Origin of the sequence: Actinomadura montaniterrae, assembly GCF_008923365.1 — a bacterium.
Taxonomy (GTDB): domain Bacteria; phylum Actinomycetota; class Actinomycetes; order Streptosporangiales; family Streptosporangiaceae; genus Spirillospora; species Spirillospora montaniterrae.
In genome coordinates this window covers 1-11,119 of the sequence record NZ_WBMR01000049.1, presented here as the reverse complement: position 1 = coordinate 11,119, position 11,119 = coordinate 1, and the positions used below count along the sequence as shown (strand labels likewise).

The following is an 11,119-nucleotide window of genomic DNA, read 5'->3' as shown; positions in this document are numbered from 1 at the left end:
GCCCAGGCCGAAGAAGCCGTGGTTGAGCGTCGGCCAGTCGCGGTGGACGACCGGGACCCCGGCGGCCTCCAGCGCGGCGGCGTAGGCGGCGCCCTCGTCCCGTAGCGGATCGAAGCCGGCGGTGTGGACCGCGGCGGGCGCCACGCCCGCGAGGTCCGCGGCGCGCAGCGGCGACACCCGCCGGTCGCCGCCGCGGCCCGGCGGACGGTACAGCTCGGCGAACCAGCGCATCCCCGCCATGGTCAGCCCGTACCCGTCGGCGCGTTCGGCCCGGGACGGGTAGCGGGCGTTCACGTCCGGATCGGCGTAGCCGCCCGTGACGTCGGTGACCGGGACGACCAGCAGCTGTCCGGCCAGGCGGACGCCCAGGTCGCGGCAGGCGAGCGCGACGGACGCGGCGAGCTGGCCGCCCGCGCTGTCGCCCGCCACGGCGAGCGGCCCGGTCCGGGTCCCGGCGAGGTGCAGCGTCGCGGCGAGGCAGTCGTCGAAGGCCGCCGGGAACGGGTGCTCGGGCGCGAGCCGGTAGTCCACGCCGATCACCGCCGCGCCGGACTCCACCGCGAGGCGGCGCATGTGCTGCCGGTGCGTCCGCAGGTCGCCGGCGATCCACCCGCCGCCGTGGAAGAACGCGACCGCGGCCTCGGCGGGCCGGGCGGCGGGCTCGACGACCAGCGCGGGCACCGGCCCGGAGGCGGTCTCCAGGACGGTGGCGTGCTCGGCGAACGGGACCGGCGGGTTCGGCAGCAGCGCGAGCGACCGCTCGTTCACGGCCAGCGAGTGGCGGCGCGCGCCCTCGACGGACTCGTCGGCGGCCGTCGGGTCGGCGGCGCGGAGCCGCAGCCACTCGGCGATGTCGGGATCGAAACCGGTGCTCACGGGGCGGGACCTCCTGCCGTAGGACGTAGGACATCCTACAGTGCGGAGCCCGGGCGTCCAGAGCTGAGATGTGCAGGGAACCTCGCACCCGAGCCGAGTGGCGTGGATCTCGGCGGCTTCGGGTCACACGACACAAACGACCTGAAAGAGCGCGCCTAACGTCATCTGTAGAGCTGATCGCCGGTTCGGCGGGAGGCGGCGGGGCGCGGTGGCCGCCCCGTGGAGAGGAGCGCTGATGTCCATCATCATCGTGTTCGTGGCCCTCGTGCTCACCGGGGTGCTGGGGGCCCTGGTCTACCTCGCGGTCTTCGCGCGGGCCAGCCGCAGCGACACGCTTTTCACGCCCCCGGCGGGCCGCGGCGCGCGCGCCGCGCGGCGGGTGACCGGAGTGTACGTCCGCGACCCGCGGCAGGAGGGCGCCCTGTACCACCGCGGTTCGCCGCGGAACATCCGTCCCGGGCTCGACGACGGCAGGACGGAGGACGACGGCCGGATGCGCGGGGAGCAGCTGGTCGGACGGTGAAAAAGAAGGGTCTCCGGGGCCGCGCCCCGGAGACCCTTACGCGTCAGGTGTCAGGACCTGCGGTCGCCCGGGTTCCGGTAGGCCGACTCCGGGACGTGGTTCGGGATCGTGGCGAACTTCCCCTCGGCACGATCGAGGACCTTGACCGTCGCGGACTTCAGATCGAAGTAGAGCCCCACGAGCTCCAGCTCCCCGGCCTCGGCGCGCTCCCGCAGCCACGGGTAGGTGAGCAGGTGGTCGAGCTGCTGCATCACGTTGAGCTGGCTCAGCCGGGCCAGCGGGTCGTCGCCGTGGTCCTGCTCGGCGCGGAAGCGCTCCAGGGTCGGCCCGCCGAGCCGGAGCCAGCGCGACAGCCCCTCCAGGTGCGCGACCTCCTCGCCGCCCGCCATGACCGCGGCCATCGCGCCGCAGTTGGAGTGCCCGCAGACCGCGATCGTGCGGATGTCCAGCACGTTGGTCGCGTACTCCACCGTCGCCATGACCGAGTCGTCCGGGACGGCCGAGCCGTGCGGCGGGACGAAGTTGCCGACGTTCCGGTTGATGAACAGGTCGCCCGGCCCGCTGGCGGTGATGATGTTGGGCACGACGCGCGAGTCCACGCAGGTGATGAAGAGAAGCTCCGGCTTCTGCTCCATCGCCAGCTCGGCCATGATCGGCCGCACCAGCCCGGCGGTGCTGTCGTGGTACTCGCGGACGCCGTCGAGCAGGACGGAGGTCGGGGACGGGGTCTCGGCGGCGCTCGCGGAGCGTCGCTGCCGATTCGCCCATGGAGCCCACCAGCGTGCGGTAGGGGACGACTTACGCGGCGAAGACAAATCACCTGTCACCCCTCTTTCATACCAACCCTCGTGAACCTCGTCGATGTCGACCCTGCCTCCTTGGCGCTCGTGCGCCAGCCGCCACTGGTGGACGGCGTCGAAGGCGGCATGATCCATGAAGTCGACGTTGAGGTCGAGGTCCACGCCCGCCCCCGCCGGGACGGACCGCAGCGCGCGCGTCACCTTCGGCACCCCGAGGAACGTGAGCGTTCCCTCCACGACCACGTGCCAGCGGGGCGGGACGTCCCCGTCGCCGGGCGCGGGCAGGAGCCGCTCGGTCCGGACGGTGAGCCGCGTCAGCCGCCGCAGCGCCAGCACCGCCGTGACGGCGATGCCCAGCAGCACGCCCTCGCCGAGGCCGAGGACGACCACGCCGGCGAACGTGGCGGCGTAGGCGGGAGCCTCCCGATGGTCGCGCAGGTCACGGATCCGCGCGGGGTCCACCAGCCGGACGCCGAGCACCACCAGCAGCGCCGACAGCGCCGACAGCGGGACGCGCTCGATGACCGGCCCGCAGGACACCGCGAGCACCAGCACCCACACCCCGTGCAGCACGGCGGACAGCCGGGTCCGGGCGCCCGCCTCCAGGTTGGCGGTGCTGCGGACGATCACGCCCGCGACCGGCAGGCCGCCGAACAGCCCGGACACCGCGTTCGCGGCGCCCTGCGCGGCCAGCTCGCGGTCGAGGTCGGTGGGCGCGACCCCGGCGGGCCGGACGCGGTCGACCGCCACGCTGCACAGCAGCGACGCGACGGCCGCCACGACCGCGAGCGAGACGACGGCGCCCGCGACGCCGTGCGGCGACCCGTGCGGCAGCTCCGGAAGGCCCCAGCCGTGCGGGAGGGTCTCCGGCAGGTCCACCCGGTCGGCCCGCCACCCGAACGCCCACGTGGCGGCGGTGGCGGCGGCGATGGCGGGCAGCGGGCCGGGGACCAGGCGCAGCCGGCCGCCGCGCGGCAGCCGGGACCAGCCCAGCAGCACCAGCACGGTCAGCGCGGCGATGAGCGCCGAGTGCGGCGCCGGGTGCAGCAGCTGCGCCGGCAGCTCCCGCAGGTTGGCCACGGCGGACTCCTGCGGGCCGCCGCCCAGCACGACGTGGACCTGGCTGAGCACGATCACCGCCCCGACGCCGGCGAGCATGCCGTGCACGACGGCGGGCGACACGGCCAGCACGACGCGCGCCACCCGGCTCAGCCCGAGCACGATCTGCAGCAGCCCGGCGAGCAGGGTGATCGTGCAGGTGGCCCGCCAGCCGTAGGCGGCGATGAGGTCGGCGACCAGCACGGTCAGCCCGGCGGCCGGGCCGCTGACCTGCACCGGCGACCCGCCGGCCAGCCCGGCGACGACGCCGCCGGCGACGGCGGCGACGAGCCCGGCGGCGACCGGCGCGCCCGAGGCGACCGCGATGCCCAGCGACAGCGGGATCGCGACCAGGAACACGACGAAGGACGCGAGCACGTCCCGGCGCAGTGCGGATGCATTGAGTGGCCTTGAAGTCACTCTCCGTATCCAATCAGGATTCTCCGGTATCGCGCCCTGAACGCACCGCACGCGCCGCCCTCCGCGCGCCGGAGAACCGAGCGAGGACCGCCGGAAAACCGGCGGTCCTCGTCCCGTCGCTTGCGCGGTGCCGCGTCAGCGGCGGTAGTTCTCCCAGTCGTCGGGCTGCTGCCGCGACCCGTACGGGTTGCCGTCGTCCGGCTGCCCGCCCTGCTGGTAGCCGCCCTGCTGCGACGACCCGGGGTAGCCCGAGCCGTACGCCTGGGTGGCGCCCGGGTCGTGCGGCGCGGCCAGCGGGTCGCCGTTGTAGCTGCTGCCGCTGAAGTCGCCGTAGGCGCCCGTGCCGCCGCCCTGCCCGCCGGAGCCGTACGGCTCCCGCGACCCGCCGCTCAGCGGGTCGTCGTAGCGGGGCGACTCGCCGTACGCCGGCGCGGTCGGGTACCCGTCGGTGTGCGAGCCCTGGCCGTACCCGGCGCCGGACCCCGTGCCGGACGCGCCGTACCCGCCGTCGAACCCGCCGCCGGAGCCGGTCGCGCCGCCGGACGCCGGCGGGGGCCACGGACCCGTGCCGGAGCCGCCGCCCGAACCCGCGCCCGCGCCCGCGCCGGTGCCGAACGAGCCGGTGCCGAGCGGGTCGCTCAGCGGGTCGTTCAGCGACCCGTACGAGCCGCCGGAGTCCCCGGACGGGCCGCCCGCGGAGCGCTGCCGGTCGGTCTGGATGCGCTGGAGCAGCTCGTCCACGGTCGGCAGCTTGTGGTTGTCGGTGTCGGAGCCCGATCCGCCGGACGGCGCCCCGCCGAGGCCGCCGTGCGCCGCCGGAGCGGCCGGGGCCGGGGGAGCGGCCGGGGGAGCGGGCGGCATCGCCTCGGCCGGGCCGGGCAGCCCGCCGGTGGTCTCGCCGAACCCGCGCACGGGCTCCTCGGTGCGGCCGAGCGGCAGGCCCAGCGGGTCCGCCGCGGGCGGCGCCTGGTGCTGCGGCGGCGGCGGCGCCGACGAGCCGAGCGGCAGGTCGTAGGCGTCCGGGCGCCCGCCCGCCGGGCGCGAGCCGAGCGGGTCGCCCCCGAAGTCGCCGTACGACGGCTCGTGCGGGGACCCGTACTGGGGCTGGTCGGGGACGCCGTACTGCGGCTGGTCGCCGTAGCCGGGCTGGTCCTGCGTGCCGTAGTGCGGCTGGTCGCCGTGCCCGCCGAACTGCTCGCCGCCGCCGTAGGACGGGTCGTACTGGTCGGCCGCGCCGTACGCCGGCTGCTGCTCCTGCCCGCCGTACACCTGCTGGTCCGGCACGCCGTAGGGGGACTGCGGCCCGGTGCCGGACGGCCCGCCGAGCGCGCCGAGGTCCGCCGGGATCGGGTCGTGCGAGGTGGAGCCGGGATCGGCGGCGAACGGCGTGGCGCCCTGGAAGCCGCCGCCGGGGACCTGCTGCGGGCCGGTGCCGGACGGGCCGCCGAGGCCGTTGAGGATCGTCCCGTCCGCGCCGAGGGCGACCGGCTGGGTGAGGCCGGGCTGCTCGACGGCGGGCTGCTGCTCGGGCGGCGCCACGTGCTGGGTCGCCTGCGCCTGCTGGGCGGCGTGCCGGCCGTTCAGCGGGTCGGCCGCCGGGTCCGGCTCGCCCGCCTCCTGGCCGTGCTGCCACGGGAACTTGGGCTTGTCGAAGGTGATGGTGGCCCAGTAGTCGTCGTCCTCCATCTCGTCCGACGCCTGGCCGCCGGGAGCGGGCGGCGGCGGGGACGGGGGAGCGGCGGGGGCCGGGGCGGCGAGCGGCCCGCCGGCGACGCGCCGGTCGAAGCCGGGGTCGGGGGCTGCGCTGCCGTAGCCCTGGTCGTACCCGGGGCCGTAGCCGTCGTCCTGCACGCCCATGTCGTCGGGCGGCGGCGGGACGCCGCGGCGGCCGCGCGGCTGCTGCTGCGGCTCGTCGTCCATCCAGTCGTCGTCGTCGCGGCCCGCCCTGCTGGCCCGCAGCCCGAGCGCCACGAGGACGACCACCAGGACCACGACCACAATGAGGCCGAAGACCACGATGTAAGAAGTCATGCCACCACCCAATGCCTTGGCCCGGCGAGAGTCGTCGGCGCGGTCCGCGGGTCGGGCCCGTTCGTCGCCGGCGGTCGGTCATCCTCGGAGTAGGTCCGATTCTGTCCGACCGCTATGACCGTTGTCACACCCTTCGCGCACATTTACCCTCACCCGACGCGTACCGGCCGGCCCGTTCGGGCCACCCGCACACCCCTGTTGGCTCCAGCCCCCCGAAGGGGTCCGCGCCGACCCCGGCGCCCGGAGGCTCCACGGTCAACGCGCCTGATTGCCGCCGAAGTTCCCGGTGATCCGGCCGCGGCCCACCGTGTGCTCGGCGATGGCGCCGAGCGAGTCCCTGAGCTTGGCGCCCTGGCGGAACGGCGCCGGACCGTCCAGCGCGTAGATGGTGAACCGGTACCGATGCCGCTCTCCCTTGGGCGGGCACGGGGGCGCGTATCCCGCCTTCTTGCCTGTGGTGAGCCCCTCGACGGCGCCCTGGATCTCGGCGCCCTCGACGAGCTCGTTGGTCGTGCCGTCGATCCCCGCGATCACCCAGTGGACGTAGGCGCCCTCCGGGGCGTCCGGGTCGTCCATCACGATCGCGAACGACCTGGTCCCGGCCGGCGCCGACCAGTGCAGCGGCGGGGTCTTTCCCTCGCCGCCAGGGTACTTCGCGCAGCCGTACCGCGTGGGCAAGTCGCGCCCATCCCGGAAGACCGGGCTGGTCACGGTGAACCACTCCGACAGCTCGGCGCTCTTGTTCTGGGGCTGGCCGATCAGCCCGCAGCCGCCCAGCGCCGCGGTGAGCGCGAGGGCGCCCGCCGCGGCCAGGATCGGACGCCGGTCTCTGCTCTTCATTCGTTACGCTCCCGGGCGAGATCGTACGCTGCGCGCCGCCGGATCGCCGTCATCCGGGTCCCGCGCGCACCGCGCCGGTGGCGCCCCCTTTCTCGTCCGGCCCAACCTTAGGGCTTCCCCGGGTGTGGAACGGGCCTTTCGGCCGCCCGCGGCCGTGGCGCCGCTCGTCAACCGCGATGTGAGTTGCGTCATGCGTGGTTTGCCCCGTTCCAGGCGATTTTTTGGGAAGGAGTGGCGAGTTTCACACCCTTGGTAACGCTCCACTTTGCCGGATCGGGAAGTTTTCGTGTTCTTTCCTGGTTCTCGGTTGGTGTCGAGCACGTTCCATCGGCTAGTTTGTGAATGTCTTCACAAGCCGACCGTGACATAGGAGGCCGCAATGGCCAGGACCGCCGAGGAGACCCCTGGCGCTCCCCACATCCTCATCGTGGGTGGCGGCTATGTGGGCATGTACACCGCCCTGCGCCTGCAGAAGAAGCTCAAGAAGGAGCTCAAGCGGGGCGAGGTCAAGGTCACCGTGGTTGACCCCAACTCGTACATGACGTACCAGCCGTTCCTCCCCGAGGCCGCCGCCGGGAACATCTCCCCGCGGCACGTCGTCGTCCCGCTCCGCCGGGTGCTGCCCCGCTGCACCGTCCGCAAGGCGCGGGTCACCGAGCTCAACCACGACGAGGGCTGGGCGATCGTCCAGCCGCTGGCCGGGCCGCCGGAGCGGATCTCCTACGACTACCTGGTCATGGCCGCCGGCGCGGTGCCGCGGCTGCTGCCCATCCCCGGGCTGGCCGAGAACGGCATCAGCCTCAAGACCGTCGGCGAGGCCATCCACCTGCGCAACCACGTGCTGGAGCAGCTGGAGATCGCCGAGTCCACCGACGACGTCGACCTCCGCCGCAAGGCGCTCACCTTCGTGTTCGTCGGCGGCGGGTTCGCCGGCGTCGAGGCGATCGCCGAGCTCGAGGACATGACCCGCGACGCCACCAAGTACATGCGCAAGGTCACCCCGCAGGACCTGCGGTTCATGCTCGTCGAGGCCGCCGACCGCATCCTGCCCGAGGTCGGCCCCGACATGGGCAAGTGGACCGCCGAGCAGCTGCGCGGCCGCGGCATCGACGTGAAGATGAAGACCTTCCTGCAGTCCGCCGTCGACGGCCAGATCGAGCTGTCGGACGGCAGCAGCTTCCAGGCCGGCACGCTGGTGTGGAACGCGGGCGTCAAGCCGTCCCCGGTGGTCCGGCACGGCGACCTGCCGGTGGACGAGCGGGGCCGCGTCAAGGGCACCGAGTACCTCACCATCGAGGGCCTGGTGCGCGCGTTCACCGCGGGCGACAACGCCGCCATCCCCGACCTCACCCAGGACGGGATGTTCTGCCCCCCGAACGCCCAGCACGCCGTCCGGCAGTCCAAGGTGCTGGCCGACAACATCGTCCGGTCGCTGCGCGGCAAGGCCCTCAAGCCGTACGTGCACGGCAACCTCGGCGCCGTCGCCGGGCTCGGCCTGCACAAGGGCGTCGCGAACCCGATGGGCTTCAAGCTCAAGGGCTGGCCCGCGTGGATCTTCCACCGCAGCTACCACGGTGCGATGGTCCCGACGTTCAACCGCAAGATCCGCGTCATCGCGGACTGGACGCTCGCGCTGTTCCTCAAGCGCGAGACCGTCTCGCTGGCCAGCGTCGAGCAGCCGCGCGCCGACTTCGAGCTCGCGGCCCTGGACGACATCAAGCCGAAGGCGAAGTCGAGCGAGCCGGCGGCCTGACCCGCCCCCCTCGCCCGGCACCCGGAGCCCCGGCGGTCCCCGTGACCGCCGGGGCTCCGGCATGTCCGGCGGTGGGGGAGAATCGCCGGTGTGCGGATCGGGATCCTGGGGCCCCTGGAGGTGCGTGCGGACGGCGCTCCCGTCGAGGTCGGGGGAGCGCGGCTGCGGGCGCTGCTGACGCTGCTCGCCCTGGACCCCGGCGCCCTGCTGCCCGCCGAGCGGATCATCGACGCGCTCTGGGAGGACGCGGTGCTGCACCCGCTCACCGCGCCCGCCCGGATCCGCTGCGGCACGCGGGAGTGGTCGTGCTGAGGAGGCCGGTCGTGCTGGCGAGGCTGGGCGCGGTGCTCGTCGCGGCGGCGCTGGCCGTCCCGCCGCTGGTCCCGGGCACCGCGCGCGCCGACCAGGTGCGGGACGCGGTGACGCGGGTGCTGGAGTCCCTGGACGTGCCGGAGGCATGGACGCTGGCGCGCGGCGCGGGCACGACCGTCGCGGTCCTGGACTCGGGCGTGGACCCGCACCAGGCCGACCTCGCCGGCTCGGTGACGACCGGCCCCGACTACACCGAGGGCGCGTCGCCCGCCGGCGTCCCGCCGAAGCGGCTGCACGGCACCAACATGGCGTCCATCATCGCGGGTCACGGGCACGGCCCGGACGGCTCCCTCGGCGTGGTCGGGGTGGCGCCGCAGGCCCGGCTGCTGTCCCTGCGGGTGATCCTGGAACGGGACGAGCCGGGCTTCGCGGCGTTCACCGGGAACCGCCGCTACGCGGGCACGATCGCGGACGGCATCCGGTACGCCGTCGACCACGGCGCCGACGTGATCAACCTGTCGCTCGGCCGCTCGTACCCGACCGAGCGGGAGCGCGCCGCCGTCGCCTACGCGGTCGGCCGGAACGTCGTGGTGGTCGCGGCGGCCGGCAACGGCGGCGCCGACCGGACGGCCAAGCGCGGCGGCCACACCCGGTACTCCTATCCGGCGTCGTTTCCGGGCGTCATCTCCGTCGCGGCCGTGGACGCGCAGGGCCGGCACGCGAACTTCTCCAACCGCAACTCGGCCGTCGTCGTGTCGGCGCCCGGCGTCCAGATCATCGGCGCGGGGCCCGGCGACCGGTACTGGATCGGCGACGGCACGAGCCCCGCGACCGCGTTCGTGTCGGGCGTCGCGGCGCTGGTCAGGTCGCGGCATCCGGGCCTCGCCCCGGCGCTGGTCGCGCAGGCGGTGGTGGCGAGCGCCCGGCACCGTCCGGCCGGCGGCTACGACCTCGGCGTCGGCTTCGGGCGGGTCGACGCGCTCGGCGCGCTGACCGCGTCCGACGCGCTCGCGGGTGCCCGGACGGGCGGCGCGGGGCTGCCCGCCGGACGCCGGTTCGCGGCGGGGGACGTCCGGCCGGTCCAGGTCGTCCACCGGTCCGGCGCGCTCGTGGTGACCTGCGTCGGGCTCTGCGCGCTGTGCCTGGCGGGGCTGGTGGCGACCGGGTGGCGGTGGCGGGACGAGGCCTGGAGAATCGTCGCATGTGGTCGGAACCTGACGAGTACGCCGAGGCGGTCCTGGACACGGTGGACCGCATCCCGCCGGGCCGCGTCCTCGCGTACGGGGACATCGCCGAGATGGTGGGGCGGGGCGGGCCGCGGCAGGTCGGACGGGTGATGTCGCTGTTCGGCGGCGGGGTGCCGTGGTGGCGGGTGATCCGCGCGGACGGCCGCCCGCCGGCCTGCAACGAGGTCGAGGCGCACGAGCACTACCGCGCCGAGGGCACCCCGCTGCGGCCGGACGGCCGCCGCGTCGACATGGTCCGCGCCCGCTGGGACGGCCGCGCCTGACCCGCCCGGCCCGTCAGGACGCGCGGCCCGTCAGGACGCGCGGCCGGGGTGGAGGCGGCGCGCCGCCAGGACGACGATCAGGAGGACGGCGGGGCTGAGCGCCGCCGCGGCGACGGGGGCGTGCGCCATCAGCGCGCCGGCGACGGCGGCGCCCGCGGCGAGCGCGACGATGACCGAGGTCCGCAGCCCGGCAGCCGCGGTCTGCCCGGCGGTGAGGCCGCCCATGATCGAGGTGAGCGTGCCGGTGACGAACGTGGTGGTGACGCCGTCGGCGGCCATGCTGCGCGCCGCCGCGGTCTGCGCGCCCATCGCGGTGGACGACAGCGCGATCAGCGCGAGCAGCCCCGCGCCGTGCGGCTCCGCGCCGGCGAGCGCCCATCCGGCGAGGAACACCGTCTGCAGGGCGAGGACCACGCACAGGACGGCGGTGACGCGGGCGGGCCACACGTGCTCGGGGTCGGTGCGTCCGGCGACGCGGAACCCGGCGTACAGGCCGAGCGCGAACGCCAGCGTGGCGATCCCGCAGCGGGCCAGGTCGACGCCGTGCGCCTCGCCCGCCGCGAGGCCGAACAGCACGATGTTGCCGGTCATGTTGGCGGTGAAGACCTTCTCCATGCCGAGGAAGCCGACGATGTCGGTCGCGCCGGCGCCGAACGTCAGCAGCACCAGCAGCACGGCGCGCAGCCGGGCGGGGGAGAGGGCGGGCCGGCCCGCGGCCGCCGCGCCGGGGGTGCCGGGCGCGGCGGCCGTGGACAGGTCGGACGAGGTGGTCACCTTGCTCCTTACCGAGGGGACGGGACGCGGCGCGTCCGGGCGCGCCGGCGTGCGGCGGCGCGCCCGGACGGGCGGGCGCGTCAGTAGATGATCAGGCCGGCCACGGTGGCGACCACGAGGCCCGCCACCACCGGCACGAACGAGCGCCGGACGAGGTCCAAGACCCGCCCCCCGGCGAACCC

At 75.1% G+C, this 11,119-nt stretch carries 9 protein-coding genes and 1 pseudogene; 5 read left to right on the top strand and 5 right to left on the bottom strand.

The features are described from left to right. Nucleotides 1-21: 21 nt before the first annotated feature. Nucleotides 22-681: pseudogene (locus F9B16_RS18755) on the bottom strand (alpha/beta hydrolase); the annotation flags it as partial. 430 nt (nucleotides 682-1,111) lie between these two features. On the opposite strand from F9B16_RS18755, the gene F9B16_RS18750 reads away from it, so the two are divergent. After that, complete coding sequence (locus F9B16_RS18750) at nucleotides 1,112-1,399, top strand: hypothetical protein (RefSeq protein ID WP_151541386.1); 288 nt, start codon at nucleotides 1,112-1,114, stop codon at nucleotides 1,397-1,399. Nucleotides 1,400-1,449: 50 nt separating this feature from the next. On the opposite strand, the gene F9B16_RS18745 is transcribed toward F9B16_RS18750, so the two are convergent. The 3 genes from F9B16_RS18745 to F9B16_RS18735 form a co-directional block, all read right to left on the bottom strand. Beyond that, on the bottom strand, nucleotides 1,450-3,717 hold the full coding sequence (locus F9B16_RS18745; RefSeq protein ID WP_151541385.1) for a SulP family inorganic anion transporter: 2,268 nt from the start codon (nucleotides 3,715-3,717) through the stop codon (nucleotides 1,450-1,452). 135 nt (nucleotides 3,718-3,852) lie between these two features. Next, nucleotides 3,853-5,748, bottom strand: a complete 1,896-nt coding sequence (locus F9B16_RS18740) for a chromosomal replication initiator protein DnaA (protein WP_151541384.1) — start codon at nucleotides 5,746-5,748, stop codon at nucleotides 3,853-3,855. Between the two features lie 255 nt (nucleotides 5,749-6,003). Further along, nucleotides 6,004-6,588, bottom strand: a complete 585-nt coding sequence (locus F9B16_RS18735) for a YbhB/YbcL family Raf kinase inhibitor-like protein (RefSeq protein WP_151541383.1) — start codon at nucleotides 6,586-6,588, stop codon at nucleotides 6,004-6,006. 379 nt (nucleotides 6,589-6,967) lie between these two features. Here F9B16_RS18735 and F9B16_RS18730 point away from each other — a divergent pair, with 379 nt between their 5' ends. The 4 genes from F9B16_RS18730 to F9B16_RS18715 all read left to right on the top strand — a co-directional run bounded on the left by F9B16_RS18730 (nucleotide 6,968) and on the right by F9B16_RS18715 (nucleotide 10,163). Then, nucleotides 6,968-8,341 (top strand): NAD(P)/FAD-dependent oxidoreductase, encoded by a 1,374-nt coding sequence (locus tag F9B16_RS18730; protein WP_151541382.1) that lies wholly within the window; start codon nucleotides 6,968-6,970, stop codon nucleotides 8,339-8,341. A gap of 90 nt (nucleotides 8,342-8,431) precedes the next feature. Continuing rightward, the gene (locus tag F9B16_RS18725; RefSeq protein WP_151541381.1) at nucleotides 8,432-8,653 is read left to right on the top strand and encodes a hypothetical protein; all 222 of its coding nucleotides are present in this window, start codon (nucleotides 8,432-8,434) and stop codon (nucleotides 8,651-8,653) included. Between the two features lie 11 nt (nucleotides 8,654-8,664). Next, a complete protein-coding gene (locus F9B16_RS18720) occupies nucleotides 8,665-9,990 on the top strand; it encodes a S8 family serine peptidase (RefSeq protein WP_225991746.1) in 1,326 nt (441 codons plus the stop codon). After that, nucleotides 9,900-10,163, top strand: a complete 264-nt coding sequence (locus F9B16_RS18715; RefSeq protein ID WP_264159730.1) for an MGMT family protein — start codon at nucleotides 9,900-9,902, stop codon at nucleotides 10,161-10,163. The genes F9B16_RS18720 and F9B16_RS18715 overlap by 91 nt, the downstream gene beginning before the upstream one ends. Nucleotides 10,164-10,193: 30 nt before the next feature. Here the strand turns inward: F9B16_RS18715 and F9B16_RS18710 are convergent, their stop codons facing one another. Continuing rightward, nucleotides 10,194-10,937: a YoaK family protein gene (locus tag F9B16_RS18710; RefSeq protein WP_192808857.1), complete on the bottom strand. Its 744-nt coding sequence runs from the start codon at nucleotides 10,935-10,937 to the stop codon at nucleotides 10,194-10,196. Nucleotides 10,938-11,119 lie beyond the last annotated feature (182 nt).

What these genes read in the sequence shown, in the direction of transcription:
- F9B16_RS18750 (WP_151541386.1), top strand. Translation starts at nt 1,112, where the DNA reads ATGTCCATCATCATCGTGTTCGTGGCCCTCGTGCTCACCGGGGTGCTG.
- F9B16_RS18740 (WP_151541384.1), bottom strand. Translation starts at nt 5,748, where the DNA reads ATGACTTCTTACATCGTGGTCTTCGGCCTCATTGTGGTCGTGGTCCTG.
- F9B16_RS18735 (WP_151541383.1), bottom strand. Translation starts at nt 6,588, where the DNA reads ATGAAGAGCAGAGACCGGCGTCCGATCCTGGCCGCGGCGGGCGCCCTC.
- F9B16_RS18730 (WP_151541382.1), top strand. Translation starts at nt 6,968, where the DNA reads ATGGCCAGGACCGCCGAGGAGACCCCTGGCGCTCCCCACATCCTCATC.